At 47.4% G+C, this 25960-nt stretch carries 29 protein-coding genes; 13 read left to right on the top strand and 16 right to left on the bottom strand.

From position 1 onward, the window contains the following. Position 1 precedes the first annotated feature (1 nt). Positions 2-820, bottom strand: a complete 819-nt coding sequence (locus tag ACRPK8_RS11620; protein ID WP_432238363.1) for a sulfurtransferase — start codon at positions 818-820, stop codon at positions 2-4. Between the two features lie 91 nt (positions 821-911). Here ACRPK8_RS11620 and ACRPK8_RS11615 point away from each other — a divergent pair, with 91 nt between their 5' ends. Together ACRPK8_RS11615 and ACRPK8_RS11610 are read left to right on the top strand one after the other, a co-directional pair. Continuing rightward, positions 912-2648 (top strand): phospho-sugar mutase, encoded by a 1737-nt coding sequence (locus tag ACRPK8_RS11615; protein ID WP_432238362.1) that lies wholly within the window; start codon positions 912-914, stop codon positions 2646-2648. Between the two features lie 137 nt (positions 2649-2785). After that, positions 2786-3682 carry an aldo/keto reductase gene (locus ACRPK8_RS11610; RefSeq protein ID WP_432238361.1) on the top strand — a complete coding sequence of 299 codons (897 nt, stop codon included), beginning with the start codon at positions 2786-2788 and terminating at the stop codon, positions 3680-3682. 160 nt (positions 3683-3842) lie between these two features. Here ACRPK8_RS11610 and ACRPK8_RS11605 read toward each other — a convergent pair whose 3' ends face one another. The 5 genes from ACRPK8_RS11605 to ACRPK8_RS11585 all read right to left on the bottom strand — a co-directional run bounded on the left by ACRPK8_RS11605 (position 3843) and on the right by ACRPK8_RS11585 (position 7809). Further along, positions 3843-4031, bottom strand: a complete 189-nt coding sequence (locus ACRPK8_RS11605; protein WP_053452628.1) for a hypothetical protein — start codon at positions 4029-4031, stop codon at positions 3843-3845. 141 nt (positions 4032-4172) lie between these two features. Then, positions 4173-4823 (bottom strand): amino acid ABC transporter permease, encoded by a 651-nt coding sequence (locus ACRPK8_RS11600; RefSeq protein WP_432238360.1) that lies wholly within the window; start codon positions 4821-4823, stop codon positions 4173-4175. Then, positions 4820-5587: a transporter substrate-binding domain-containing protein gene (locus ACRPK8_RS11595; RefSeq protein WP_432238359.1), complete on the bottom strand. Its 768-nt coding sequence runs from the start codon at positions 5585-5587 to the stop codon at positions 4820-4822. Before ACRPK8_RS11595 ends, ACRPK8_RS11600 begins: the two co-directional genes overlap by 4 nt. Before the next feature lie 163 nt (positions 5588-5750). Continuing rightward, entirely contained in the window at positions 5751-6857 is a 1107-nt protein-coding gene (locus ACRPK8_RS11590; protein ID WP_432238358.1) for an ABC transporter ATP-binding protein, read from the bottom strand. 118 nt (positions 6858-6975) lie between these two features. After that, a complete protein-coding gene (locus ACRPK8_RS11585; protein WP_432238357.1) occupies positions 6976-7809 on the bottom strand; it encodes a PucR family transcriptional regulator in 834 nt (277 codons plus the stop codon). Positions 7810-7883: 74 nt separating this feature from the next. On the opposite strand from ACRPK8_RS11585, the gene ACRPK8_RS11580 reads away from it, so the two are divergent. Together ACRPK8_RS11580 and ACRPK8_RS11575 are read left to right on the top strand one after the other, a co-directional pair. Beyond that, on the top strand, positions 7884-9020 hold the full coding sequence (locus tag ACRPK8_RS11580; protein WP_432238356.1) for a DUF445 domain-containing protein: 1137 nt from the start codon (positions 7884-7886) through the stop codon (positions 9018-9020). Positions 9021-9040: 20 nt separating this feature from the next. Further along, a complete protein-coding gene (locus ACRPK8_RS11575) occupies positions 9041-9415 on the top strand; it encodes a YlbF family regulator (RefSeq protein WP_023467337.1) in 375 nt (124 codons plus the stop codon). 54 nt (positions 9416-9469) lie between these two features. Here the strand turns inward: ACRPK8_RS11575 and ACRPK8_RS11570 are convergent, their stop codons facing one another. From ACRPK8_RS11570 to ACRPK8_RS11560, 3 genes are all read right to left on the bottom strand, one after another. Further along, positions 9470-9682 (bottom strand): YhzD family protein, encoded by a 213-nt coding sequence (locus ACRPK8_RS11570; protein ID WP_432238355.1) that lies wholly within the window; start codon positions 9680-9682, stop codon positions 9470-9472. Between the two features lie 58 nt (positions 9683-9740). Continuing rightward, the gene (gene dinB / locus ACRPK8_RS11565) at positions 9741-10820 is read right to left on the bottom strand and encodes a DNA polymerase IV (RefSeq protein ID WP_432238354.1); all 1080 of its coding nucleotides are present in this window, start codon (positions 10818-10820) and stop codon (positions 9741-9743) included. A gap of 63 nt (positions 10821-10883) precedes the next feature. After that, positions 10884-11789: a magnesium transporter CorA family protein gene (locus ACRPK8_RS11560; RefSeq protein WP_432238353.1), complete on the bottom strand. Its 906-nt coding sequence runs from the start codon at positions 11787-11789 to the stop codon at positions 10884-10886. A 104-nt stretch (positions 11790-11893) separates the two neighbouring features. On the opposite strand from ACRPK8_RS11560, the gene ACRPK8_RS11555 reads away from it, so the two are divergent. Both ACRPK8_RS11555 and namA read left to right on the top strand, forming a co-directional pair. Then, complete coding sequence (locus ACRPK8_RS11555) at positions 11894-12814, top strand: HD domain-containing protein (RefSeq protein ID WP_432238352.1); 921 nt, start codon at positions 11894-11896, stop codon at positions 12812-12814. 13 nt (positions 12815-12827) lie between these two features. Continuing rightward, the gene (gene namA / locus ACRPK8_RS11550) at positions 12828-13859 is read left to right on the top strand and encodes an NADPH dehydrogenase NamA (RefSeq protein WP_432238351.1); all 1032 of its coding nucleotides are present in this window, start codon (positions 12828-12830) and stop codon (positions 13857-13859) included. A gap of 52 nt (positions 13860-13911) precedes the next feature. Here the strand turns inward: namA and ACRPK8_RS11545 are convergent, their stop codons facing one another. The 4 genes from ACRPK8_RS11545 to ACRPK8_RS11530 form a co-directional block, all read right to left on the bottom strand. After that, a complete protein-coding gene (locus ACRPK8_RS11545; RefSeq protein ID WP_432238350.1) occupies positions 13912-14826 on the bottom strand; it encodes a peptidylprolyl isomerase in 915 nt (304 codons plus the stop codon). A gap of 258 nt (positions 14827-15084) precedes the next feature. Beyond that, positions 15085-15654 carry an HTH-type transcriptional regulator Hpr gene (locus ACRPK8_RS11540; RefSeq protein WP_023467344.1) on the bottom strand — a complete coding sequence of 190 codons (570 nt, stop codon included), beginning with the start codon at positions 15652-15654 and terminating at the stop codon, positions 15085-15087. Positions 15655-15738: 84 nt separating this feature from the next. Continuing rightward, positions 15739-16080: a hypothetical protein gene (locus ACRPK8_RS11535; RefSeq protein WP_432238349.1), complete on the bottom strand. Its 342-nt coding sequence runs from the start codon at positions 16078-16080 to the stop codon at positions 15739-15741. Positions 16081-16195: 115 nt separating this feature from the next. Next, positions 16196-16621: an HIT family protein gene (locus ACRPK8_RS11530; RefSeq protein WP_432238348.1), complete on the bottom strand. Its 426-nt coding sequence runs from the start codon at positions 16619-16621 to the stop codon at positions 16196-16198. Positions 16622-16750: 129 nt separating this feature from the next. Between ACRPK8_RS11530 and ACRPK8_RS11525 the strand changes: the two genes are divergently transcribed. Next, positions 16751-17803 carry a TcaA second domain-containing protein gene (locus tag ACRPK8_RS11525; RefSeq protein ID WP_432238347.1) on the top strand — a complete coding sequence of 351 codons (1053 nt, stop codon included), beginning with the start codon at positions 16751-16753 and terminating at the stop codon, positions 17801-17803. A gap of 37 nt (positions 17804-17840) precedes the next feature. On the opposite strand, the gene ACRPK8_RS11520 is transcribed toward ACRPK8_RS11525, so the two are convergent. After that, entirely contained in the window at positions 17841-18092 is a 252-nt protein-coding gene (locus ACRPK8_RS11520; protein WP_029340936.1) for a GlsB/YeaQ/YmgE family stress response membrane protein, read from the bottom strand. A 32-nt stretch (positions 18093-18124) separates the two neighbouring features. After that, entirely contained in the window at positions 18125-18373 is a 249-nt protein-coding gene (locus ACRPK8_RS11515) for a GlsB/YeaQ/YmgE family stress response membrane protein (protein ID WP_432238346.1), read from the bottom strand. Positions 18374-18690: 317 nt separating this feature from the next. Here ACRPK8_RS11515 and ACRPK8_RS11510 point away from each other — a divergent pair, with 317 nt between their 5' ends. Then, the gene (locus ACRPK8_RS11510) at positions 18691-19425 is read left to right on the top strand and encodes an ABC transporter ATP-binding protein (protein WP_432238345.1); all 735 of its coding nucleotides are present in this window, start codon (positions 18691-18693) and stop codon (positions 19423-19425) included. After that, a complete protein-coding gene (locus ACRPK8_RS11505; protein ID WP_432238344.1) occupies positions 19422-20558 on the top strand; it encodes an ABC transporter permease in 1137 nt (378 codons plus the stop codon). Before ACRPK8_RS11510 ends, ACRPK8_RS11505 begins: the two co-directional genes overlap by 4 nt. A gap of 62 nt (positions 20559-20620) precedes the next feature. Here ACRPK8_RS11505 and ACRPK8_RS11500 read toward each other — a convergent pair whose 3' ends face one another. Further along, positions 20621-21919: an ammonium transporter gene (locus tag ACRPK8_RS11500; protein ID WP_432238343.1), complete on the bottom strand. Its 1299-nt coding sequence runs from the start codon at positions 21917-21919 to the stop codon at positions 20621-20623. Between the two features lie 117 nt (positions 21920-22036). On the opposite strand from ACRPK8_RS11500, the gene ACRPK8_RS11495 reads away from it, so the two are divergent. The 4 genes from ACRPK8_RS11495 (at position 22037) to hemG (ending at position 25857) form a co-directional block, all read left to right on the top strand. Beyond that, positions 22037-22339 carry a MerR family transcriptional regulator gene (locus ACRPK8_RS11495; RefSeq protein WP_023467353.1) on the top strand — a complete coding sequence of 101 codons (303 nt, stop codon included), beginning with the start codon at positions 22037-22039 and terminating at the stop codon, positions 22337-22339. A 143-nt stretch (positions 22340-22482) separates the two neighbouring features. Then, positions 22483-23529, top strand: a complete 1047-nt coding sequence (hemE, locus tag ACRPK8_RS11490; RefSeq protein WP_432238342.1) for a uroporphyrinogen decarboxylase — start codon at positions 22483-22485, stop codon at positions 23527-23529. Next, positions 23526-24458, top strand: a complete 933-nt coding sequence (hemH, locus tag ACRPK8_RS11485) for a ferrochelatase (protein WP_023467355.1) — start codon at positions 23526-23528, stop codon at positions 24456-24458. The genes hemE and hemH overlap by 4 nt, the downstream gene beginning before the upstream one ends. Then, entirely contained in the window at positions 24448-25857 is a 1410-nt protein-coding gene (gene hemG / locus ACRPK8_RS11480; RefSeq protein ID WP_432238341.1) for a protoporphyrinogen oxidase, read from the top strand. The genes hemH and hemG overlap by 11 nt, the downstream gene beginning before the upstream one ends. Positions 25858-25960: the final 103 nt, after the last annotated feature.

Here is a 25960-nt window from a genome sequence, read left to right as displayed (position 1 = left end):
TTTACGAAGTTGAGACGTCCTGGTCACGGCTGACCCAATCACTGTAAGAGCCAGCATAGAGCCGGACATCGGTTTTTCCGAGTGAATGAAGAGCGATGACATTGACGCATGCCGTCACACCGCTACCGCAATAGAGGATCGGCGCTTCGATCGGTAAGATGTCGGCATACAGTTCTTTTAAGTCTTCCGCATCCCGCAATCTTCCTTCTGGTGATAATGCTTGTTCGAAGTAACAGTTGACGGCACCGGGAATATGTCCGGCGACTCGATCGAGCGGTTCTACTTCACCGCGATAGCGGTCTGGGGCACGTGAATCAACGAGTAGTGTTTCTGAAAGTTGCTCTTTTAATTGATCGAATGAAACAAGCATCTCATCTTGGAAACGAGGCGGATAATGTGAAGACGGGTAGCGGGTGATCTCGTCTGTCACCGGAAGGTCGAACGCCAGGTAAGCAGAGAAGCCTCCTTCTAGAACGACGACGCGTTCATGTCCAATCCACTTAAACAACCACCACGCACGTGCTGCGTATGGAAAACCGTCATCATACAGGACGACGAAGTCTTCCGGGGTGACACCATGTTGTTCAAGTGTCTGTTGCCATGCTTCCTTTGACGGAAGTGGATGCCGACCGCCGACGTCGTCGAGCGGACCAGATAAATCGGTCATTAAATCGAGATGTTGTGCGCCTTCGACATGTTGCTGCGAGAACGCATTCCGACCATATTCAGGTTGTTGTAAGTCATACCGGCAGTCGAACCAGCGAATCTGATCCGTTCGGACGAGTTGCTGTAAGTCTGCCATTTGAATCGTGGGAAACATGCCTCATCACCTAACCTTTCTAGTGTTAATCATATGAAAGGTGTCGCATCATCGCAAGTCTTACCCTCATTAAAAAAGGAGTCGATTTACCATGTCATGGAAAGAAACCTATCAAAAATGGGATCAGTTCACTGATCTCGACAGTACATTAAAAGAAGAATTAGTCACGTTAGCAACGGATGAAAAAGCAGCCGAAGAGGCCTTCTACAAAGAACTCGAATTTGGAACAGGTGGCATGCGCGGAGAAATCGGTGTCGGAACAAACCGGATGAATGTCTATACGGTCCGAAAGGCATCACAAGGGTTTGCGGCCTTCATTAAAGCATCGGGAGAAGAAGCGGCAGCAAAAGGAATCGTCATCGCGCATGATTCACGCCATTTTTCACCAGAGTTTGCGCTTGAAGCAGCACGGACGCTTGCAAGTAACGGGATTAAAGCGTATCTCTTCGACGGTCTACGTCCGACACCAGAACTTTCGTTTGCCGTTCGTTCTTTACAGGCAGCAGGCGGGATCGTCATCACGGCGAGTCACAATCCACCAGAATACAATGGTTATAAAGTCTACGGCGACGATGGTGGTCAACTTCCACCAAAAGAAGCGGATGAACTCGTTTCGTACGTCAGCCAAATCGAAGATGAGTTATCGATTGAACTTGAGTCGGAAGAAGTCCTTCGTGCGAACGGCTTGATTGTCCGCGTCGGAGAAGAACTCGACGACGCATACCAAGAACAATTACAGACGATTCGTGTCTTACCTTCGATTCAATCAGAATTAACGGATCCTTTAAAAATCGTCTTTACACCGCTTCACGGAACAGGTCTTGTTCCGGTAACAGAAGGGTTGAAACGGTATGGTTTCGAACATGTGACAGTCGTGAAGGAACAGGCGGAGCCGAACGGTGCGTTCCCGACCGTGACGTCACCGAATCCGGAAGAACATGCTGCCTTTAAGCTCGCCATCGAATACGGTGACCGGGCGGATGCCGATATCTTGATTGCGACGGATCCGGATGCTGACCGTGTCGGGGTTGCGACGCGTGATGAAAACGGCGAATGGACCGTTTTGACAGGGAATCAGACAGGCGCGTTGCTGCTCGACTATATCCTGTCACAAAAAGCGGCGCAGGGAACACTGCCGGCGAATGGTTTCGTTGCGAAAACGATCGTTACGTCAGAACTTGGCGCATTGATCGCACGTCACTATGATCTCCACGTCGAGAACACGTTGACAGGCTTTAAGTTCATCGGGGAAAAAATCAAACAATACAATGCATCGGGTGAATACGAATACCTCTTCGGATACGAAGAAAGTTACGGGTACCTCATCGGTGACTTCTGTCGCGATAAGGATGCCGTCCAAGCATGCTTGTTAGCTGCTGAGATGGCTGCGTACCATAAGAAAGAAGGACGAACGCTCTATGAGGCCTTACAAGCGATTTATGAGCAGTTCGGGTACTTCGAAGAATCACTCCGTTCGCTTACACTTAAAGGGAAGGACGGTGTGGCGCAAATCGGTCGTATCATGGATACATTCCGTGAGAATCCACCAAAACAAGTGGCGGGAGAACAGGTCGTCTTGTTCGAAGACTACGATGCGAGCATTGCGCACGATTTGAAGACACATCAACCTTCACCAATCAATTTGCCGAAATCCAACGTGCTGAAGTTCACGCTCAGCGATGGGTCATGGTTCTGCCTTCGTCCATCAGGTACGGAACCGAAGATCAAATTCTACTTCAGCGTCACGTCACCTGATGCTGACGAGACGACACGAAAACGTCAGCAAATTGAAGACGAAGTCATGCAAGAAGTCGAACAAATTCAATAAGTCTTACACAGGAACCCGTCGTCGACGGGTTCCTGTTTTTTGTCTCAACGCATTAAAAAGTGAAATTCGTGCAACCGGTACCATTTTGAGGTACAGTAAACGAGATAGAGTTTATACAATAGGGGAGTGAAGGACAGATGGAACGGATTCAGTTAACAGAAGATTTATCATTCTCACGCATCATTCATGGTTTATGGCGACTGAATGAATGGGAGATGACGAAGGAAGAGCGTCTCGAATTGATCGAAGCCTGTCTTGCTTTAGGGATTACGACGTTTGATCACGCCGACATCTACGGTGATTACACGAATGAACGCTTATTCGGGGAAGCACTCGCCTTAAAACCGGAGCTACGTGACCGGATGGAAATCGTCACGAAAACGGGCATCAAGATGAAGGGGAATCACTTCTCGGATCAATCGCTATCGTATTATGATACGACGAAAGAGCATATCATCAAGCAAGTGAACCGCTCGCTTCACGAACTCGGCGTCGCATACATCGATACGTTATTGATTCACCGTCCGGATCCGTTGATGGATCCGAACGAGATCGCGGAGGCATTCGTTGAATTAAAAGACGCAGGGAAGGTACGGACATTCGGTCTCTCGAACCATACCCCTGCGCAACAAAGTCTGATTCAGTCACGCTTACCGTTCATGCTCGTGACGAACCAGCTTGAGTTGTCGGTTTCAGAACTGAAACACTTCGAGGACGGATCGGTTGATCTCTGTCATGAAAATGAGATGCCGTTGATGGCATGGAGTCCGCTTGCGGGCGGCCGTCTCTTCAAGGACGAGCAATACGCACCGTTACGGGAAAAATTAGCTGAGATTGCGGAGACGATCGGAGCAGAGGAAATCGACGAAGTGGCCTATGCCTGGCTGCTCAAGCATCCAGCACGTATCATGCCAATCGTTGGTTCTGGTAAGATTGCACGCATTGAATCTGCTGTTCGATCGACGAAGCTGTCATTGACACGCGAGCAGTGGTTTGAGATTTTGAAGGCATCACGAGGTCGTGACGTCGATTAATTTGAGATTAAGGTGAAACGAACGTCCTTTCATCACATTCTTTTATAGCGAAGCGAACAGGGGTTGACGCCAAGGTCAGCCCCTGTATTTGTATACGAACGCAGAAACAGACAAAAAAAGCCCCATCTCAAGGGGGAGGAGAGATGGGGGATCTATGAGGTTAAGCTTCTAAGCGAAGCATCTCCTGACGGTATTTATCTAGACGATCTTTACTGGCGGATACAGCAGCTTGGTCATTGACTTGAATCGCATCGAAGAGCGTACTGAGCTCATAATCGATTTCGAGACGTAGCACTGGAATTCGCTGCTCTGCATCTTGTCTACGGAAAGCTTCAATTACTTGTTTCATCTCGGCCACGCTCCTTTGTAAGTTGTCAGATAATTCTGATTTTTATTAGTATACTTGATTATTCCCGGATTGCCTAGTACTAAACCTAAAAAAATCTAAAAAAACACACTTGAAATCCTGACGGTTCCAAGTGTGGAAAATTCATTCTGGAATACTGAAACGTGCTTCTAAACGATGCTGCAAGCTTTGAATAAGGGTCGACATGATCCAATAAATCGCAGCAGAGAACAGCAGCAACGGCATGACAAGATACGTCGTCGCTGAAATCTGGTCAGAGACATACGTCAATTCCTCAACAGCAACGATCGTTCCGAGCGATGTCGACTTGATGATATCGATGACCGAGTTTGAAAGCGGCGGAATGGCTCGTGATAATGCTTGCGGCAAGATGACATCCTTGAATGTCTTGCGACGCGGAATGCCGAGCGAGTCAGCTGCTTCCCATTGTCCACGATCGACAGAGGAGATGGCAGCGCGGAACGATTCCGAGATATAGGCGGAAAAGTGAAGCGACAAACCGAAAGCAAGAGCCTGGAATCCAGTCAATTGAAGCGCAACAAGACCATTATACAAAATCAAGATTTGCAACAAGAGTGGCGTTCCACGGAAGAACGAGACGTATAAACGTGCAAAACCGCTGAAGACGGCAAGGCGGCTATCACGCATGACGGCAAGAAGCAACCCGAGAATAAGCGCAAAGACGATGGCGAGACCACTTGCTAGAAGGGTCGTGCCAATCGCCTTTGCGTAGACGTCCGAGTTATCCCGGACAATCGTCAGTAATTCACTCACTTACTGATATCCTCGTTGAAGTACTTCTTACCGATTTTTGCAAGAGTGCCGTCTTCTTGCATCTCAGCGAGTGCTTTATTGAAATCTTCTGCATACTTACTGTTTTTTGCCATCATGAAGCCCGACTCGTTTTTATCGAATGTCTCACCGACAGCCTTGACTTTATAGCCCGCTTTTTTGAGCTCCGTCAAGACGAAGAGACGGTCGTTCATCGCTGCATCGACACGACCTGCTTCAAGGTCTTTCAAGACCTGGTTCGCACCTTTATAATATTTCACTTTAGCGCCTGCTTTTTCAGCTGTTTTGGCATAAAGCGAACCTTGTGTCGAACCGACTGTCTTTCCTTTTAAGTCGTCGAGTGTCTTGATATCGTTTGTTTTATTATTGACGATGATTGTTGAACCCGAGACCGTATAGGCGTCAGAGAAAGCGTACTTTTCTTGACGCTCAGGTGTAATCCCCATTTGGTTCGCGATGACATCGATTCGTTTTGAATCAAGTGCTGGGATCAGTCCTTTGAAGTCCATCGCTTTGTAATCGACTTTATAGCCGGCACGTTTTGCGACTTCATTCATGACGTCGATGTCATAACCCGTCAATTTTCCTTTTTCTTTATACGTAAATGGCGGATATGTTGCTTCCGTTCCGACTGTAATGACTTTTGATTCTTTATCAGAACCTGCGTTATCGTTCGAAGCGCCGCATGCTGCAAGCACCCCCGCTGTCGATAATGCTGCTACAGCTAATTTCAAACCGTGTTTCATAGCGCTCTCTCCTTTATAAATAAATGATTTCAATTCCTAGTTTTCAAATAGGATTAATTTTAAGCTACAAGCAGTATCATACAAAGTTACAGGAACGTCTGTCAATAAAAAAGACTGCCCTTAAAAGGACAGTCTGAAACATCGTCACTGAGCGATGGTGAAATTAACGAATCGTTGCTTCTGTTGCAGCATCGAAGAAGTGTGCTTTTGTCATATCGAAGAAGAGATCAAGCTGTGATCCCATCTCGACGTGTGAACGTGAGTCGACACGAGCCGTGAACGCTTGTTGTCCGACTTTTGAGTAGAGGTAAGACTCTGCCCCCATCAATTCGGACACTTCGATCTGTGCCGGGAAACGGTGTGCTGTTTTCGTATCTTGATAGATCAGTTCCGCATGGATGTCTTCTGGACGGATTCCAAGGACAAGATCTTTATTCGTATACCCGCGATCGCGGAGAACTTTCATTTTTCCTTCAGGTACTTCGAACTTCTCTTCTGTTCCTGCAACATGGAAGAGACCGTCTTCCGCCAGTTTACCCGTCAAGAAGTTCATCGATGGTGAACCGATGAATCCAGCGACGAACATGTTGTCCGGATGATCGTAGACTTCTTTTGGCGTACCGACTTGTTGAATGATTCCGGCTTTCATGATGACGATCCGTGTCGCGAGTGTCATCGCTTCCGTCTGATCGTGCGTGACGTAGATCGTCGTCGTCTCGAGGCGTTTGTGCAGTTGAATGATTTCTTTCCGCATTTGGACACGTAATTTTGCATCCAAGTTCGAGAGCGGTTCATCCATCAAGAAGACTTTCGCATCCCGGACGATGGCACGACCGATTGCTACCCGTTGACGCTGACCACCAGAAAGCGCTTTTGGTTTCCGCTCGAGATATTCTTCAAGACCAAGGATACGAGCTGCGTTATCGACGCGTTGCTTGATTTCATCTTTTGGGAACTTCCGAAGCTTTAATCCGAACGCCATGTTATCGAAGACGTTCATGTGTGGATACAGCGCGTAGTTTTGGAAGACCATCGCGATATCACGATCTTTTGGCGCTACATCGTTCATGCGTTTACCGTCGATGATGAAATCCCCACCTGAGATTTCTTCGAGCCCAGCGATCATCCGGAGCGTCGTTGATTTACCGCAACCTGATGGTCCGACGAAGACGATGAATTCTTTATCTTTAATGTGAAGGTTGAAGTCATCAACCGCTTTTGCATCACCTGAGTAGATTTTATCGATATGTTCAAGACGAATTTCAGCCATGTGTAGTTCCCCCTAATGTAAATGATGAAATAATAACGCTTACAAGATTTAGTATAAAAGAAGTCAGGGAGTCTGCCTATGGACAACCTGACTAAATGCAAACGTTTTCAATTAGGCATCATGCCACAAGCAGCAAGGTATAAAGGAAAGTAGCTCCTTCAAACGACCGGACATCGATTTCCGTCTGTTCCGTCAAACGGTCGAGTCGGTACTGGAGACTGTTCCGATGCAGGAATAGATGTTTGGCTGTCAGGGAGACATTCAAGTTAGCCCGACAAAAGGCAAGAACCGTCTCGCGCGCCTCTGCTTCAAGAGGTGTCAGGAATCGTTCGATGAGCAAGTGCCGGTAGCGCTCGTCTAAACCTGCAAGACGTATCATGGCAGGAAGAAACCGCTCAATGTGCATCGCTGGAACGGAAGTTAATGCGGCTTGTTCGAGTTGGAACTGAACGGCGATATCACCGGTGCCACGTTGTTGACCGATCAGCACCTTTCCGTCGAGGACGAAATCCGATTGTAGCGCTAAAAATAAATCATGAAGGTCCGCTTCAATTGCAAAATCTTCTCGCTCGATCACTGTAAAACGGTGCGTGCTAAAAGGGATGAGCCGGCTCGTTTGCGAAAAGAAAGAAGAGAGGAGTTGCTGAATCTCTTCACTCGTCCGTTCATCGATCGGATCAAACAAAAAATGAACGAGCCGAAAGGGCTGGTCTTCCAGCGCATGAGCAGATTGGAGACGCTCGCGCCATAAATCGATATCGGACCGGGACGTCGTGATGACGCGTTCAGCGAATACATCGAGCAGTTGTTGCTCCCGTTTGGAAATCGCGTTCGTCTTGATTCCGAAACAAAGCCCATCTGAGAGGCGATATACGCTATACTGTTCCTGGCAATACAGATTCGGGTCGGTGGTAAGCTGATCGTTGAATAAAGTCATCAATTGTCGTAACACACGGCATCACTCCTAAATCGTACATAACTATCTCGACTTTACCATAAGTCGAAAATCGGAAGGAATGATAACTTATGTCAGATTCGTTTTTACTCGTGTTGAAACTTGTCGGAATCGTTGTTATCGGTGTCGTCATTGGTGCTGTCACGAATCATTTGGCGATTCGGATGTTGTTTCGGCCACTTGAGCCGAAATACATCGGCAAATACCGGGTACCGTTCACACCTGGTCTGATTCCGAAACGACGGGATGAGCTCGCAGCAAATCTCGGACGGACCGTCGTTAAACATCTGCTGACACCAGAAGGAATCGGGAAGCGTCTTGCATCGCCAGCCGTTCGAGAGGCGGTCACTCGTCTCGTCGAACAAGAAGTCACGAAATGGACGCGCTCCGAAGAAACGACGGAATCATGGCTCAGTCGGTTCATCGATGAACCGAAACAACGGATTCAGGGTAAAATCAGCTATTATTTGGAACAGGAATTCACTCGTTTGATGAGTAAGTGGTGTGATCAACCCGTACGGGAACTGATCGGCGAAGCAGGGGAGCAAAAAATCGAAGAAGTCATGCCACACCTTGTAGCGTCCATCTTACAACAAGCTGAGGATTATTTTGATAGTCCTGAAGGACGTATCCAACTGGAGGAGACCGTTGCCCGATTCATTCAACAACGACTTGGTGGCGGGATGTTCGGGATGCTACTCGCGAATGTCAATGTCGTCGACATGATTCAACCGGAGTTAAAACGGGTACTTCAATCAGAGTCGACTGCTCAATTCATTTTATCGTTGTTACGTCAGGAATGGCAGAAAGGGCTCAATCGCCCGCTATCGTCATACATGACGGAAGAGACAGAGTCGCGGATCCGTCAAACGGTCAAAGAACAAATCGTGACCCGTTTGCCGATTAATACGATGCTCGATACACCGCTTCGCGTCTGGTTCGAACCATTCGAGTCACAGATACTCGGGCAGCATATGCCGGTCGTCATCGATCATCTGTTTGAGCGGACGACGAATCAGCTCGGTCAGATTTTGCAGACGCTCGATATTGAAACGATCGTTCGAGAAGAGGTCGATCTGCTCGATACAGCCTACTTGGAAGAGATCGTGCTTTCGATTTCTAAGCGGGAATTCCGGGCTATCACTTGGCTTGGAGGGTTATTAGGTGGTTTAATTGGGTTGATACAGGCGGGAATCTATCTCGTCTAAACAAATTGGAGGGTTTATTCATGGCAGAAACAAACTTATACGATCACGCGTACACACTGGAGCGTGCTTTACGTGAAACTTCGGAGTACACGACATTAAAAGATTTGTATACGCAAGTTAACGCGGATCCGGAATCGAACGAATTGTTCGCTTCATTCCGCAACATCCAACTTGAATTGCAACAAAAACAGATGCAAGGTGAAGAAATCACACCAGACGATATGGCGTCTGCTCAAACAAAAATGCTTGAAGTACAAAACAACCCACTGATCAGTCAGTTGATGCAAGAAGAGCAACGGATGCACACGATGTTGACGGAAGTCACACAAATCATCATGAAGCCGTTAGAAGAGCTCTACGCGCCAATGATGGAGCAACAAGACGACGTTCAATAAGTAATGAAAAAGGAAGACGCGCCAGCTGGCGCGTCTTCCTTTTTCATGTATCGCTCAAGATGAAGCAGGGACGATCCGTGGCAAGTAGGCTCGCTCGAAATGAATCAAACGACCTGAACGTGTGACACGAGCTGCGTGATGGGCGTATCCACTCTCATTGAGACGTCGAATCCCTTCTTCTCGTGCCTGTCCATCCGACTCTGCTTCGAAGGCGTCATCGAGCAACGTTTCACCACGATCTGAAAAGACTGTAATCGTATACTGCATACTTGTTCCTCCCTTGTCTGATCGGTCTTGTATTCAGTATAATGAATAGCCGTTCATTTTACAAGCGCAAGTCCAAATCTTGCCACGTCAGCTGTCTCGCAGCCGGAGGAGTAGTAAGGTGACTGACCGTCATACCAATCAAGCGGATCGGTCCGTCGAAAGTGATACCATTGAACAGTTTCGTTGTTTCCTCAAGTAAACGTTCTTCATCCGCCGTCTCTTCTATAAACGTATGCCGTTTCGAGCGAGACTGGAATGTATCAGTCTTCCATTTGATCGTAATCGTGCGGCAGACGAGTTCTTTCTGCTGCAGTGTTGCAATGACTGATTTCGATTCCCGGATCAACGTCTCGAAAATCGTATCGATATCTTCCGTGTCTTCTTCAAAGGTCGTCTCAGAACCAATCGATTTTCGCTCGCGTTCCGGACGAACCGGTCGTTCATCGATTCCATGTGCCATCGCATGCAGATCCGTTCCCCGGTCGCGACCAAGGAGTGCCCGTAGCTGTTCGACGGGCATTTGCTGTACATCAGCCACCGTTTGAATCCCTTGTTTTTGTAACAGCTGCTCCGTGACCTTTCCGACTCCATGTAAGTCACCGATTCGCAGTGGGGATAAAAAGGCGAGTACCTCTTCTGGTGGGACGACCGTTAAGCCGTTCGGTTTTTCATACCCGGAAGCGACCTTTGCGACGAGCTTTGAGTTGGAGACCCCGGCAGAGGCTGTCAAACCCGTCCGTTCTTTAATTTGTTGCAGGATATATTGCGCAATATAAGTCGCACTTTTTTGATCAAAATAATTTTCCGTGACGTCGAGATAGGCTTCATCAAGCGAGAGGGGTTCGACGAGTGATGTCACTTCACGAAAGAGCGCCATGATTTGGGCGCTGACGGCACGATAGACCTCGAAGCGGGGACGAATGAAGACCGCACGCGGGCAGAGCTGAAACGCCCGTCTTGACGGCATCGCACTATGGATGCCGTATTTCCGTGCTTCATAGGAACAGGTCGCGACGACCCCACGTGCATGAGGCGGTCCACCGACGACGACGGGTACACCTTTTAATCGAGGACGGTCGCGTTGCTCGACGGAAGCGTAAAAGGCGTCCATATCGATATGAATGATTTTTCGCTCCATCTGATCAACCTCTCTTCTCAACTCATGTGATATAGTTAGTATAACGAACTTATGTTCGGATATCTATTTTTTAGGTCGCTTATTTTTTGGCATCCGAACGAGCGCACCTAACCAACCACGCCATCGCATCCAATAAAAAATACTGCCGGTCGAGAGAAAGATTAAACCGAGCGAAAAGGCATATCCATATCTCCAGTCCAGTTCCGGCATGATTTTAAAGTTCATTCCCCAAATCGCACCGAGTGCCATCGTCGGTGTCGCGACGGCAGTGAAGATCGTCAGCGCCTTCATAATCTCATTTCCGCGAAAATTCGATACGGTCGTCGAGAGGTCAAGGAGGACCTCGATATCCTTTTGATAGTGTTCGATGAGCATTAATAGTCGTTGAACCCGCTTAGTGGCAAGCTGTAGCGACACATCTTCTAAGTAGTCCTTCTCTTCAAGAAAAGATTCTTCTCCAGCCATGACGAGTTCTTGAAACGGAACGATCAAATCGGACCAGTTCTCGATCGTATCGCGTAAAGCAAAGATACTATCGAGCGAATCTTCATTGATGCTGCCGCGCAACTCATCCTGTCTTGAGAATAGTTCCGTCTCAAATAAATCGATGCCGGCAAAATACGTGTTCAGCTGTAAAGCAAGAATCGTATAAAAAGCAGCGAAAGGATGGGCTGGTGAATAGGGAGCGATGAGTGTCACGATTGACTCTGACAGTCCGATTGTAATGAATTTTTCCTTCGTTACATAAAAGCAGATGGAGCGTCGGTCGCTTTTATCGACCGGGTTTTGCCATGTTACGACAGCACCATAAAGAACCCCTTTTTCCGAGCGGGTGAAGTTCATATCTTTGGAGCGCAGTTGTGTGATCCAGTCCATTTCGGATTGATCGACGATAGCCGTCGGAAATGTTTGTTCATAGTCAGCTAAATCAAGATAGCGGGACCAATTAAATTGAGGTTCCAGTTCCATGTTCATGACTCCCATATAGTAGAATGAAATAGTATATGCCTTAAGTGTAGTCAATGGAATATCAAAAAGACACCTATTTTACAGATAAAGGACGTGTTTCAAACATGAAAGGAATCGGTAAGTTAGCGATTGGAGAGACGCTCGATCAGCGGGCGATGATCAAACAGGCAGTCAAAGGAATCGCAGCGAACGGGAAGCCCTATTTAACTTTGATTTTGACGGATAAGACAGGCGAAATCGAGACGAAGATGTGGGATACGAGCGATCTTGAGAAGTATGCGCCGAAGTCAATCGTCCATGCCGCTGGAGAAGTGATGGACTATCGGGGACGGACACAGCTGAAGCTCAAACAAATCACGGTTCTTGAGGAAACGAATGTCGAAGATTATGTCCAATCGGCACCGATTCCACGGGAACAGATTGAAACGGAAGTACTTGCGTTCGTCGAATCGATTCAAAACGGTGACATGAAAAAGCTCGTGAAGCATCTGATTACGTCACGATTCGATGCCTATTTCACGCATCCGGCAGCGGTCAAGAATCACCATGCTTTTTATTCGGGGCTGTCTTACCATGTTCTGTCGATGTTGCGTCTAGCGGATCAAATCGCCAAACTTTATCCGACCTTGAACCGTGATGTGCTAATCAGTGGCATCATTCTGCACGATTATGCGAAAATCAAGGAGTTATCCGATCCGGTCACACCGGAATATACGCTACCTGGAAAACTCGTCGGTCATATTACGATGATGGTGGCGGAACTAGAAAAAGTCGGAGCAGAACTGCAAATCGACGCAGAAGTACTGACGGTCCTGCAACATCTCGTCTTAAGTCATCACGGTCGACCGGAATGGGGATCTGCCGTCGCGCCACAGATGCGCGAAGCAGAAGTTTTGTTCTTGATCGATAACCTCGATGCACGGATGACGATGATGGATCGCCTCCTTGAATATGTTGAACCAGGACAATTCTCGGAGCGGTCGTTTGCGCTGGACAATCGTGCTTTTTACCGTCCGAAGCTATAAGGGGGAAGTAAGGATGAAGACAAAGTTATTTGATGCGATTCAACTCGGATCATTGACATTCCGCAATCGGGTCATCATGGCACCGATGTGCATGTACAGTGCCAAAGAAGATGGACTGGTAACGGACTGGCATGTCACACATTATGCGACACGTGCAATGGGTGGTGTCGGAGGTGTCATCCTGGAAGCAACAGCTGTCACGCCGGATGGTCGGATTTCAGCAGGAGATCTCGGTATCTGGTCCGATGCGCATATCGACGGATTAAGACGGATCGCGGATCAAGTCAAAGCAGCGGGCGCAAAGGCCGGGATTCAACTGGCACACGCCGGACGTAAAAGTACGACGGCTAAACCACCTGTCGCACCAAGTGATTTACCGTTTGATGACACATACGATCATCCGCGGAGTCTGACATTGGATGAAATTGAGACGATCAAACAGCAATTCATTGATGGTGCCATCCGGGCGGAACAAGCCGGCTATGATTTCATTGAAATCCACGGTGCTCATGGTTATTTACTGAACACGTTCCTCTCACCACTGTCAAACGTACGTGAAGACCGATATGGTGGATCGACCGAAAACCGGATGCGTTTGTTGTTAGAGATCATTGAAGGCATTCAGGCCAATTCGAAGCTTTCGATTTGGGTCCGGATCTCAGCAGCGGATCATGCAGCAGAGGGGATGACGGCGACGGACTATATTCCACTTGCGAAAGAACTAGCAGCACGCAACATCGACTTACTCGACTGTAGCTCAGGTGCTGTCGTAGCGAATGCGGTGCCGGAAGTCTATCCGGGCTATCAAGTCGCTTATGCGGAAGAGTTAAAACGAGAAACCGGAATCGCAACAGGGGCGGTCGGATTGATTACGACAGCAGCGCATGCAGAAGACATCGTCCGTAACGGTCGTGCCGACGTTGTCCTATTAGCGCGCGAATTGCTGCGCCAGCCGTATTGGGTTTACCACGCGGCTGCAGAGCTAGGGGATACGGTCGCTTTACCGAAACAATACGAACGGGCACCAATCCGGACGGTGCGCTAATTTTGAAGCTCATAGAAAGTAAAAAAGGAAGCCTCCGCGGCTTCCTTTTTGATTACTGCTGTTGTTGCATCATTTGTTGTTGCATTTGTTGTTGCTCTTGTTTATCTAGATCGAACGCATCTTTAAAGTCTTTGTTTTCGACTTTGACGTTATATTCTTTCATGAGTGAACGATAGATATCGTTCGGGTTGACTTGTGCCGCTTTTTCAGTAGCTAGTTCTTTTTTGATCCGTGCTTTTTCTTTATCGAGCGTGAAGTCTTTTTTCTCTTTACGGTCGACTACCTTGATGATGTGGTAACCGAATTGTGTTTTGATTGGATCGGAGATTTTACCTTCAACGCCATCCTTGAACGCGTAATCTTCGAATTCCTTGACCATTTTACCTTTTGTGAAGTAACCAAGGTCGCCACCTTTAGCACCGCTACCTGTATCCGTTGATTTCTCTTTTGCAAGTTTTGCGAAGTCCGCACCATCATCCAATTGTTTTTTGATGTCTTTTGCTTCGGATTCTTTCGCAACGAGGATATGGCTCGCTTTGACTTCTACTTTTTCCTGATCGAAGCGTTCTTGGATTTCTTTATCCGTGACTTTTGATTTCGCAGATTTCGCTTCTGTTAAGAGCATCTGTGTGCGAAGTACTTTTTCGAATTCTTTTTCGTTTTGGATACCAGCAGACTTCAATGTAGAATTGAACTGCTCTTTATCCGGGAATTGATCTTTTGTTTTCTTGACTTCTGCTTCCACTTCTTTATCCGTGACTTCTTTACCGTATTTCTTCTCGAGTAATTTGTTCATCGTTTGCTGGAAAGCAATTTGGGCACCGGCTTTTTCGTATGCTTCTTCTTGGACGTCAGCCTTGTTGACTTCGCCACCTTTGTAATTGATGACGGCTTCGTCATTCGATCCACATGCTGCTAACGTAAATACACTTGCGACTGCTGCTGCGCCTAACAATTTCTTTTTCATACATACACCCCTAATTTACCATTTATTTCAACCGTTTTATCATATCATATTCTCATCTGGTTGACAGCTGTATCTTGCCATGACAAGAGATACTTGCTCTTTTCCATGCTATCACATCCAAGTAACCGGTTGAGGATAATTTTTATGGGAAATTGTGAGGGAAATAACGCTCTTGAGACATAGTAGTAATGTCCCTGTCATGAGGAAATTAGACCTAAAAAAAGCATTCTAGCTAAGAGCTAAAACGCTTTTACATCGTTATGCTTTTTTGATGGAGTCCATGACCGGATCCTGAGGACGACGATCTGCTTCTTCTGTGATCATCTTCGACGTCTCAGCGAAGATATCCATGAAGCTATCACCATACAGACGCCGAACGATAGCGGATATGTCTGTGAGTTCAGGGAATTTTCCGTATAGCTCCTGTAATGGAAGCGACGCGCGGAAAACACCATTTTCTTCAGGACGGAAAGCTTGAATCGTCTCGAGCAAGAGCGATTCTCCTTCAGGCGTCAACTGGACGTAGGTATTTCGTTTATCCGTCTCTTTTTTAGAGAACGTCAATAGTCCACGGTCTTCTAACTTTTTTGAGAAGTTAAATGCCGTCGACACGTGCATGACACCGTATTTTGCGATTTCAGAAATCGATGCGCCACCAAGAGCATGTGAAATCCATAAGATATGGTGTTCGTTGATGTTCAAATCAAAGGGTTTAATCCAATTTTGCCAATCTTTTTCTACCGTTTTCCATAGTGCTTTGCTTAACTGGACGATCTTGTGACTGTAAAGTAACGCTTCCTGTCCAGGATATAACTTTTCGTGTTCCATATCTGACTCATCCTTTCGAAAGGTGACAATGGCTCAAACGCGCAAAATGCAAACTATACAAAAACAAATCGAAGCAACGGATCTTTACTTTTGAGGAGAAAGCTGGTCTGCTTCCTGTTTCGCTTCATCAGCGAGTGACTGGATTTTCGTGAGCGATGCTTGGACTTCCGATTGGTATTCCGAGACGCTCTGCATGACTTCCTCTTTGAAGTGCATACCAGACGATTTGGCTGTCTCTACTAAGTTCTTGCCCTCCTGGGTCAAATCCTGCACATTCGTTACGATTGTAGAATAAGAATTTCGACGTTGATGACCGTTCGAAGAGTCGCTTTTCGTACCTTGGCGAAGCGCCTTCAGACCATAAAAAGTCACAAGGGATAGCGTAGCACCAAAAGCGACCCAATTACGGGCGGGACGCTTCGACATGTGGAACCTCCTTTTTAATATTAAAATATTTGTTTCATATTATTTTACCGAAAATTGAATGAAAGAAACCTATTTCGGCAATATTTCTCTAAGAATAAAAGAAAAAAGAACAGACTTAAATCCGCGAGGCGATTGATTGAGCGAGTTCAGCCAATTCATCCGCTGTGTAGTCGTCGTTATGAACTTCCCATTTAGCCCCGAATCCGTCGTGTTTATCATGGCGAGGAATGAGGTGGAGATGGAAGTGGGAAACAGATTGACCAGCGACCTTTCCGGTGTTGGATAACAGATTCATTCCGGCAGCACCTGTTTCTTGTTGTAGCGCACGACTGATTTGTGGAATCGTCGCAAAGACATCCTGTGCCTGTTCTGTAGAAAGGTCATACAGATCATCTGCATGTTGTTTCGGTATGATGAGCGTATGTCCTTTTGTGACTTGTGATAAATCGAGAAAAGCTAAAACTTGATCATTTTCGAATACGATGTGTCCTGGCACTTCTTTTCGAGCGATTTTGCAGAAGATGCATGACTCTTTTTGCATGGGATCTCCACTCCTTTGGGTAAGATAATATTAGTATACGGAAAGTTTCCGACTTCCGCACGATTGACAGTCAACTGGAACCCGATACACTTAGGAACATACAGCGAATGAAGAAAAGGAGAGAAGTGAATGGCATCCCGAATAGCCTCGACGGCACAGAAAAAACGAAAACGGCGGATGTTTATCGGTAGCGCCATCATCGTCTGTCTTGTCTTATTATGTGCCCTTTGGTTTGGGCGTCACATGCAAGAGGCAGCAAGGATGGAGCGAACGGATGAACGACTTGCGAGTCTATTGAAGGAAAAAGATCAGCAAGGATTTCAACGTTTCGTAAGCGAGAACGGAAAACCCATTTCGATGAGCGAAGCGACACGGTTGATCAATTGGTTAACAACAGATTCAGAACGGACAAAACGTGTCGTTGCTCAGGTCAAGCAGGATCAAGCGGCTCGAAAAACGGTCAAGACGCATCTGTTTACGTTAAAAAAAGAGAATGGATGGCTATGGTATGACCGGTATTCACTCGAAGTGAATCCCCAACGAGTAGCGATTTCAAGTGATGTACCTGGAACAAAAGTCACTTTTGACGGTGAGGACGTCGGTACGATCAATGAAGAACCGCTTGTGCTGAAGCGGGCGCCTGGTGAGTACGATATACAAGTCACTGCGGAACAATCAGGGCAGGCCGAGCGGGCATCGGAGACGATCCAGGTCGGGGATGAAGAGACGGCAACAGTTGATTTTAAGTTGGCTGATCGTTTTGAGGCGACTGTATCGAACGAATATGCGATCGATATCAAAACGTTACTTGAGACAGAAGTCAAGGCGCGGACCGGTAAGAGTATCGATACGATGACGGGATATTTAGGCCGTTCCCGTGAGGCATTCGAAAATACGTTTGGAGCACCGGATTCGACGGTCGCGAATCGGGCGCGATATGACGGATATGAAGTGACCTATCAGTCAGATCGAGTTCAGGAATTGTTGATTCGTTTAAATAAGACGCCGGAAGAACTAGAAGCGATTGCCGGCAAACCGGAAGAGAAGAAACAAGAACGGATCGGTACGATTTGGGAGTATCCATCTAGTTTTCTTGAAGGTGTGTTCGAATGGTTGAACATACGAGCAGAAAAACGAGTCATTGAGCGAGAGGATGGCATGTGGTTACAGTTAAAAGACTAAAAAAATCCCTCGGACATCATGTCCGAGGGATTTTGGTTTATCGTTTATTCACCGCACGGAGAATGAACGATACGATGAGGATAAGAATGATAGCGCCAAGTAAAGCTGGAACGATTGCGAATCCGGCAACCATTGGACCCCAATCTCCGAATAATGCTTGACCGATCAATGCACCGACGAAACCAGCGATGATGTTACCGATGATACCACCTGGTACATCTTTACCTAAAATCAAGCTTGCTAACCAACCAATAATACCACCGACGATTAATGCCCATAAGAATCCCATTCAAAACACTCCTTTTCAATTAGAATATATGATTACTTGCGTACTGCCCGGAGAATAACTGAAACGATGAAGATCAAGATGACTGCTCCGAGAATAGCCGGAATGACTGCGAAGCCACCAATTTCTGGTCCCATTGAACCAAAGATGGCTTGACCAATCATCGAACCGATGAAACCGGCGATGATGTTACCGATGATGCCGCCCGGTACATCTTTCCCGATAATAAGACTTGCGATCCAACCGATGAGACCACCAACGATTAATGCCCATAAGAATCCCATTTTTAAACATCTCCTCTACATATTAGTTTTACCTGTTTTCAGGCAGTTATAAACACGTGCGAAAATGAAAAAATCTGAAATCGTTCGTTTGCTTAAAGGACTAGAAGATTAGACCACTTGATAGAGAATGAATGAACGATTCATCGATTTCACTTTCGATTTGCATGTAAATCGTTTTCATATATTGATGTAACGATTACACTAAGAGTAATTGCCGAAAAAACAAGTATTAAAACATTATATTTTGAAAAAAGAGGCACAAAGCTAGAAAGTCGAAAAAGGTCTACCTTACGATGAGCTTAAAGGGAGTGGCAAATATGTTATTAGAGATCAAGGATTTATCAGGCGGATACGGATCAAAAACCGTCCTGCATGACATTCATCTAGAAGTCGGACAAGGAGAACTCGTCGGTCTGATCGGTTTGAACGGTGCCGGGAAATCAACGACGATCAAACATATCCTCGGTCTGTTACCGGTCAAGACGGGATCGGTACGGATTAACGGCTTAGATTTGTCAACGGATGAGACAGAGTATCGTCGTCAAGTGGCCTATATTCCGGAGCAGCCGATGTTATATGAACAATTGACGTTACGCGAGCATCTGCGCTTGATGGCGCAAGGCTATGATGTCGAGGAAACGCTTGCGATAGAGCGGGCACAACATTACGCCGAACGCCTTCGGATGACAAAACAACTAGAGTGGTTTCCAAGTGTCTTCTCAAAGGGAATGAAGCAAAAGGCAATGATTTTATGTGCGCTCGTCACGGGAAGCGAACTGTTGATTGTCGATGAACCATTCGTCGGACTCGACCCGCTTGCGATCCGAGAACTATTGCAGATCTTCAGTGAGCTCAAGCAGGATGGAAAAGGAATTTTAATGTCGACACATATATTAGAGACGGCGGAACGTCACTGTAACCGATTCGTGCTCTTACACGAAGGGCATATCGCGGCAGAAGGGACGACAGCCGCTTTGCGGGCTCGCTATGGATTACAGGACGGAACACTCGACGATCTATATGTTGCCGCAATCGAGGAGGCGGAACGATGAATAGCCACTCCTTATGGAAGGACCGGTATCAGGCGGCGATGACGGAGACAGTGAAGTACACGAAATATATGGCAAACGGAGGTTTACTGTTTACCGTATATTTCGTCGTGTTATACGGGTTAGTCGTCTACGGTCGGTTTCTTGACCAACTTGATCCATCATTTCCGGGTCGCTTCGTCATGGCAGCATTATTTTTGCTCCTGCCGCTTTATCGGACGAGTCGAACGTTTCTTGTGGAGGCGGATCAGGTCTTTCTGCTGCCGGTACTTGCACGCTTGTTGGGCTTCATGCAACAGGTGAGAGCGTACAATGCGATTTTCGGAATGCTTCGTGCAGTCCTTCCATTCCTCGCAATCGTCGTCCTCTATGTCCGTACGGAACAGACGTCACCGCTTGAACTTGTCCTGCTCGGAGGATCGCTTGCCCTACTTGGGGCGGCAGCGAACTTATCGAAGCTCGAAGGGGTCGCGCATCGAACGGTATTACTGTATGCGTTCGGAGCAGCGCTACTCGTCATCATCGATATGGCGTGGATGACGATCGTCGTCGCCTTGCTCTTAATGGTCGTCCTACATCTGAAACGTCAGGAGCACCTTCCGTTACGGGAGTGGATTGCGCTCGAGCAGGAATCGCGCGATCGTTTTTACCGATTAGCGAATTGGTTCGTCGATGTTCCCCATTTGACAGCAACGTATAAACGGCGTCGTCTCTTAAGTAACATGGTCGAGCGGATTCCACATCGAGCGCAAACGACATTTGATTACTTGTATGTCAAACAGTTCATCCGTAGTGGGGACGGGATCGGATTGATCGTCCGGCTGACATTGATTGGGGCGGTATTCATGTGGTTGGCAAGCGGAAATGTATGGTTCATCACGCTTGCGATTCCGGCATTCAGTGGGTTGACGAGTTTTCAATTGGCACCGTTCACGAAAGCGGTCGACCAACACTTGTTGACGCGATTACTGCCATTCGGGAATGCCATACATGCGAAGCGAAAAATCATTCGTTTCGCAGCAATCGGTCAATGCATCGTCTTGACGTTGATTGGATTCGTGTTGAGCGGGTCCGTTTATGTCGTTGGTGGGGCAGTGCTGGCAATTCTAATTGGTGAGTATTACGCCCGAAAATAAGTAATGAGAAAGAGCCTCCGCGATAAGCATTCATCGCAGAGGCTCTTTCTCATTACCATCTATTAATTGACACGTTCGTTTGAAATACCTTCTTCTTCGACCATATGCAATTCCTTACTGACCGGAGCCGGAAGATCATAAGAAGCTTGCCCGTGTTCCGCGACGTCAAGTCCACGGAGTTCGTCTTCACGCGTGATCCGGAGACCAATCGTGAGATCGAGAACCTTCAAGAAAGCATAACTTAAGACGCTGACGATGACGACGGCAAAGACGACACCGAGTGCTTGGACACCAAGTTGCGTAAAACCGCCACCGTAGAAAAGACCGGCTTGTCCGATACCTGTGATTTCAACGAGTCGAGGTGAAGCAAAGAATCCAGTTGCAAGTGTACCCCAGATCCCAGCGACGCCATGAACGGAGAAGGCACAAAGCGGATCATCAACGCGACTTGCGAGTAGAATGCTTGTGCCATACGTAATCACACCAGCTAAGAAGCCGATGACGACGGCTGCCCACGGTTCGACGAAGGCACAGGCTGCTGTGATGGCAACGAGTGCAGCTAAGACGCCGTTGATGATCGACGGGATATCTGCGACACGGCGGTGCCAGAACGAGATGGCAAGCGCACCGAGAGCACCTGCTGCAGTTGCAAGTAACGTCGTCAAGGCAACGTAACTAAAGAATCCATCGGCAATCGTTAATGTTGAACCCGCGTTGAAGCCGAACCAACATAACCAGAGAATGAAGGCACCGACGACAGAGTAGATGACGTTGTGTCCGAGCAACGGCGTTTTTTCTGCACCGATTCGTTTCTTGAGCAGTAAAGCAGCAACAAGGGCGGCAATCCCACCTTGTAAATGGACGACCGTTGATCCGGCGAAGTCCTGCATCCCGAGCGAACCGAGGAATCCGCCTGCCCAAACGGAACGTGCAATGATCGGATAGATGATGGCAACGAAAAACGTTCCGAATAACAGATAGACAGATAATTTGGCACGTTCTGCAAATCCGCCCCAAGCGATGGCAAGTGATACGGCAACGAACGAGAGCTGGAAGAGGAACTTCACATCGATCGTGATGTTCGACCAGTCGAGACTGCTGAATCCTCCATGTAGGAAGAATCCTTCTGTTCCGATGACGGCATTCCCGTCACCGAACGTCAATCCGAATCCGATCGCCCAAAAGGCGAGAGCGGCAACCGAGAAGCTGATGATTTGTTTGACGGCGACGTGCCCCGCGTTCTTGGCCCGTAACATCCCTGTTTCCAGAAGTAAGAATCCGATTTGCATCGTAAAGACGAGTAGTGCTGCGAATAAGACATAAAACGTATCGACTGAGATAGCGAGTTGTTCCAGTTTCATTGTCGTTCCTCCTTTATCCATTTAAAGTATGTGTTTACTTTAGACGGAAATACTTTGGAAGAAACGTGTTGTGTCAGAAAATCTGACATGGTATTTTTGTGGAAAGGAGTGACGAAGATGAACTACCGTGAAAAAAAGGTGATGTCGATCGGGATCGTCTGTGAACTGACCGGATTATCAGAACGTCAGATTCGTTACTATGAGGAACGGAAGTTGATCTTCCCAGAACGGACGAACGGAAAGACGCGAAAATATTCATTTACGGATGTTGAGCGACTCGTCGAAGTCGCGGAAAAAATCGAAGACGGATGGCGGACACATGAAATACGTGAAAAAGAACGCAAGGTGACGGAACAGCAACGTTCTGACTTGATCCGTGGTCAGTTAAACGCTGCATTCGGTCTTTACAAGAAACAGTGAACATTTCATGAACTGGTAACAGAACTGTCATTTTGTAAACGATTTATTGGCACAGGCTTCTTAATTTCAGATATAATGTTTCTGTGTTCACAAACTTATCGTACGTTTTTTTGGGGCGTTAGAACGAGTATAAAGGGGTAGTTATGATGAAGAAATTCAATGATACGTTTTTGCGGGCGATCCGTGGCGAGCAGATTGATCACGTTCCCGTCTGGTACATGCGACAAGCAGGTCGTTATCAAGCGGAATATCGTGAAATCAAGAAGACACGGACGCTTTTCGAGATTACACATGACTCGGAACTAGGCGCATATGTGACAGAACTACCTGTAAAACAATTAGGGGTCGATGCAGCGATTCTGTATAAAGATATCATGACACCCCTTCCATCGATGGGCGTTGATGTCGAAATCAAGAGTGGCATTGGTCCAGTCATCGCGAACCCGATTCGCACGATGGCAGATGTTGAAGCACTGCAACCATTTAACCGCGAAGATATCCCGTATATCTATGAGACGATTCGCTTATTGCGCGAACGACTCGAAGTACCGTTGATCGGTTTTTCCGGGGCACCATTTACACTTGCGAGCTATATGATTGAAGGTGGACCTTCAAAGGGATACCATAAAACGAAAGCATTGATGTATGGACAACCTGAGGTATGGCATGCCTTAATGGAGAAACTAGGTGACATGGTCATCGATTACATCAAATCACAAGTAGATGCAGGGATCCAAGCGTTCCAAATCTTTGATTCATGGGTCGGAACGACTAGCCGGAAAGATTATGTTCGTTACATCAAACCGACGATGGAACGTATTTTCACGGAATTAAAAGACACAGGTGTACCGATGATCATGTTTGGTGTAGGGGCGAGTCATTTGGCAGAAGAATGGCACAGCTTACCACTAGACGTCGTCGGACTTGACTGGCGTTTGTCGATCGATGAAGCACGTGAGCGTGGGCTGACGAAACCGGTCCAAGGAAACCTCGATCCTTCATATCTGTTGGCACCATGGGATATCCTTGAAGCGAAAGCGAAAGAGATTCTCGATATGGGAATGAAACAACCAGGGTTCATCTTTAATCTTGGTCACGGTGTTTTCCCGGAAGTCGATCCAGAAGTATTGAAACGTTTGACTGCATTTATCCATGATTATTCGAAAGAAAAAATGGAGGTAGGAAAATGAAGACGTTAGGATTACTTGTCATGGCGTATGGTACGCCGTATAAACCTGAAGATATCGAGCGTTATTATACGCACATCCGCCGCGGACGCAAACCGTCTCCAGAAGCATTGGCAGAATTGACGGAACGCTACGAAGCAATCGGTGGGGTATCACCTCTCGCGCAAGTCACGATTGATCAGGCAGAAGAATTACATCGTCAATTGTCTGAGAAATATGCGGGCGAGATTGAGTTCAAACTCTATCTTGGTCTAAAACACATCGAGCCGTTCGTTGAGGATGCTGTCGAGCAGATGGCAAAAGACGGCATCACGGAAGCGGTCACGGTCGTTTTAGCACCACACTATTCGACGTTCAGTATCCGTTCGTACAATGGTCGTGCGAAGGAAGTCGCGGATCAACACGGTATTCGCCTCGCATCTGTTGAATCTTGGTATAAAGAAGAAGCATTCCTCGATTGGTGGGGAAAAGAAATCCGCAAGACGTTCGACGCTTTACCAGTACCTGAAGAAAAAGCCGTCCTCGTCGTTTCAGCGCACAGTCTGCCTGAAAAAATCATCGCAAACGGTGATCCGTACCCAGAGCAATTAAAAGAAACAGCCGAATTGATTGCCCAACGCGCTGGTGTTCCGCATATGATCACAGGCTGGCAATCAGCTGGACAAACACCAGAACCGTGGCTTGGACCGGATGTTCAGGATCTAACACGTGACGTCTATGAAGAAAAAGGATACGAAGCGTTCGTCTATGTACCAGTAGGTTTCGTTGCCGATCACTTAGAAGTACTGTTCGATAATGATTACGAGTGTAAAGTCGTCTGCGACGAACTCGGAATCCATTATGCGCGACCGGTCATGCCAAACGCGGATCCTGCTTTCATGAAAGCTGTCACGGAGGCCGTTGCGAAACAGGTGGGTAGTTATGTCCAGTAAACGTCTCGTCATCGTAGGTGGCGGTATTTCAGGACTCGCTGCTGCCTATTATGCAGAGAAACAATTTCCGGAGATGAACATCACGTTACTCGAGGCAGAAGGTCGTCTCGGTGGCAAGGTGGCGACATATCGGGACGAAGGATTGACGATCGAGCGGGGACCAGATTCATACGTCGCACGCAAACACGTGTTGACGGATCTCATCGAAGAGATTGGATTAGGCGATCAGCTCGTCCGCAATAATACGTCACAAGCCTATATCTTGGATGCGCGTGGTCTGCATCCGATCCCAAAAGGTGCCGTGATGGGCATTCCGACGGATTTAGAGTTGTTTGCACAGACCTCTCTATTGACGGAAGAGGAAAAAGCAGAGGTGACGGAGCGATTGCTCCATCCAGCTGCTGATTTAACGATACCAGAACGAGACATTCCACTAGGGGAATACTTGCGTCCACGTCTTGGAGATGCACTCGTCGAGAAGCTGATCGAGCCGCTTCTTTCAGGGATTTATGCCGGTGATATCGACCGGATGAGTACGTTCGCGACCTATCCGCAATTCGTTGCGAACGAACAGAAGGCAGGCAGTTTGTTTGAAGGGATGCGTCTCATGCGCCCCCTTGATCAGCAACAAGGTCCGACGCTCAAAGCGACAGGGCAATTCCTATCGCTCGCAACGGGTCTTGAATCTCTTGTCGAACGGTTAGAAGAAGTGCTCGAGCGGACGGAGATTCGTCTAGAGACACCACTGCGAGCAATTGCACGGGAAGAGGACGGACGGTATCGTCTCGAAACGGATCATGGTCCAGAGTTCGCTGATGATATTTTGTTGACGATTCCACACCACCAAGTCGTATCGTTGTTACCAGAAGCGACGCTTCCTGGGCTTGCGAACCTTTCGACGCACTCGACGGCGACCGTCACCTTGATTTTCGATAAGGAAACGGCGTTACCGATTGATGGAACGGGATTCATCGTCAACCGTCGGGCTCCATATTCGATTACAGCGTGCACGGCGATTGATCAAAAGTGGAATCATGCAGCACCGAATCATACCGTGCTCCGTGCTTTCATCGGACGCCCGGGAAAAGATGCACTTGTTCGGGAATCGGACGAAGTGATTGAACGCGTCGTCTTAGAAGATCTTGAAACCATCTGTGGTCGTCCGCTACAACCGGAACGGGTCGTCATCAGTCGTTTACTTGACGGATTACCAGCCTATACGGTAGGACATGCACAGCGGATTCAAGAAGTGCGAGAAACCGTCGCTTCGCATTATCCACACATTCATTTAGCCGGACTTGCTTATGATGGTGTTGGTTTACCGGACTGTGTCGCAGGTGTCAAAGCGACACTTGAACAAATGGCGTTACAACAACCGGAACCATGCCAAGAATCATGACAGACCTAAACCTTTTTGAAGCCATTCGTGCTTTGAAAAGGTTTTTTTGTCTTCAGAAGAATGACAGGGAAGGAAACGGGAATAAGAGACAAAGGAATTAAAA

It is taken from the genome of Exiguobacterium sp. TDN 0502 (genome assembly GCF_050846835.1).
Taxonomy (GTDB): domain Bacteria; phylum Bacillota; class Bacilli; order Exiguobacteriales; family Exiguobacteriaceae; genus Exiguobacterium_A.
This window is presented reverse-complemented; position numbering and strand designations above follow the sequence as displayed.

Excerpts from the sequence above, each read along its gene's own strand:
- ACRPK8_RS11545 (WP_432238350.1), bottom strand. The coding sequence starts at position 14,826 with ATGAAAAAGAAATTGTTAGGCGCAGCAGCAGTCGCAAGTGTATTTACG.
- ACRPK8_RS11570 (WP_432238355.1), bottom strand. The coding sequence starts at position 9,682 with ATGCAGTATACGATTACAGTCTTTTCAGATCGTGGTGAAACGTTGCTC.
- ACRPK8_RS11595 (WP_432238359.1), bottom strand. The coding sequence starts at position 5,587 with ATGAAACACGGTTTGAAATTAGCTGTAGCAGCATTATCGACAGCGGGG.
- ACRPK8_RS11590 (WP_432238358.1), bottom strand. The coding sequence starts at position 6,857 with ATGGCTGAAATTCGTCTTGAACATATCGATAAAATCTACTCAGGTGAT.
- ACRPK8_RS11530 (WP_432238348.1), bottom strand. The coding sequence starts at position 16,621 with ATGCAAAAAGAGTCATGCATCTTCTGCAAAATCGCTCGAAAAGAAGTG.
- ACRPK8_RS11505 (WP_432238344.1), top strand. The coding sequence starts at position 19,422 with ATGAATAGCCACTCCTTATGGAAGGACCGGTATCAGGCGGCGATGACG.
- namA (WP_432238351.1), top strand. The coding sequence starts at position 12,828 with ATGAAGACAAAGTTATTTGATGCGATTCAACTCGGATCATTGACATTC.
- ACRPK8_RS11515 (WP_432238346.1), bottom strand. The coding sequence starts at position 18,373 with ATGGGATTCTTATGGGCATTAATCGTTGGTGGTCTCATCGGTTGGATC.
- ACRPK8_RS11535 (WP_432238349.1), bottom strand. The coding sequence starts at position 16,080 with ATGTCGAAGCGTCCCGCCCGTAATTGGGTCGCTTTTGGTGCTACGCTA.
- ACRPK8_RS11575 (WP_023467337.1), top strand. The coding sequence starts at position 9,041 with ATGGCAGAAACAAACTTATACGATCACGCGTACACACTGGAGCGTGCT.
- dinB (WP_432238354.1), bottom strand. The coding sequence starts at position 10,820 with ATGGAGCGAAAAATCATTCATATCGATATGGACGCCTTTTACGCTTCC.
- hemH (WP_023467355.1), top strand. The coding sequence starts at position 23,526 with ATGAAGACGTTAGGATTACTTGTCATGGCGTATGGTACGCCGTATAAA.
- ACRPK8_RS11555 (WP_432238352.1), top strand. The coding sequence starts at position 11,894 with ATGAAAGGAATCGGTAAGTTAGCGATTGGAGAGACGCTCGATCAGCGG.
- ACRPK8_RS11520 (WP_029340936.1), bottom strand. The coding sequence starts at position 18,092 with ATGGGATTCTTATGGGCATTAATCGTCGGTGGTATTATTGGTTGGTTA.
- ACRPK8_RS11620 (WP_432238363.1), bottom strand. The coding sequence starts at position 820 with ATGTTTCCCACGATTCAAATGGCAGACTTACAGCAACTCGTCCGAACG.
- ACRPK8_RS11610 (WP_432238361.1), top strand. The coding sequence starts at position 2,786 with ATGGAACGGATTCAGTTAACAGAAGATTTATCATTCTCACGCATCATT.
- hemG (WP_432238341.1), top strand. The coding sequence starts at position 24,448 with ATGTCCAGTAAACGTCTCGTCATCGTAGGTGGCGGTATTTCAGGACTC.
- ACRPK8_RS11615 (WP_432238362.1), top strand. The coding sequence starts at position 912 with ATGTCATGGAAAGAAACCTATCAAAAATGGGATCAGTTCACTGATCTC.
- ACRPK8_RS11605 (WP_053452628.1), bottom strand. The coding sequence starts at position 4,031 with ATGAAACAAGTAATTGAAGCTTTCCGTAGACAAGATGCAGAGCAGCGA.
- ACRPK8_RS11510 (WP_432238345.1), top strand. The coding sequence starts at position 18,691 with ATGTTATTAGAGATCAAGGATTTATCAGGCGGATACGGATCAAAAACC.
- ACRPK8_RS11495 (WP_023467353.1), top strand. The coding sequence starts at position 22,037 with ATGAACTACCGTGAAAAAAAGGTGATGTCGATCGGGATCGTCTGTGAA.
- ACRPK8_RS11540 (WP_023467344.1), bottom strand. The coding sequence starts at position 15,654 with ATGGAACACGAAAAGTTATATCCTGGACAGGAAGCGTTACTTTACAGT.
- ACRPK8_RS11500 (WP_432238343.1), bottom strand. The coding sequence starts at position 21,919 with ATGAAACTGGAACAACTCGCTATCTCAGTCGATACGTTTTATGTCTTA.
- ACRPK8_RS11560 (WP_432238353.1), bottom strand. The coding sequence starts at position 11,789 with ATGGAACTGGAACCTCAATTTAATTGGTCCCGCTATCTTGATTTAGCT.
- hemE (WP_432238342.1), top strand. The coding sequence starts at position 22,483 with ATGATGAAGAAATTCAATGATACGTTTTTGCGGGCGATCCGTGGCGAG.
- ACRPK8_RS11525 (WP_432238347.1), top strand. The coding sequence starts at position 16,751 with ATGGCATCCCGAATAGCCTCGACGGCACAGAAAAAACGAAAACGGCGG.
- ACRPK8_RS11580 (WP_432238356.1), top strand. The coding sequence starts at position 7,884 with ATGTCAGATTCGTTTTTACTCGTGTTGAAACTTGTCGGAATCGTTGTT.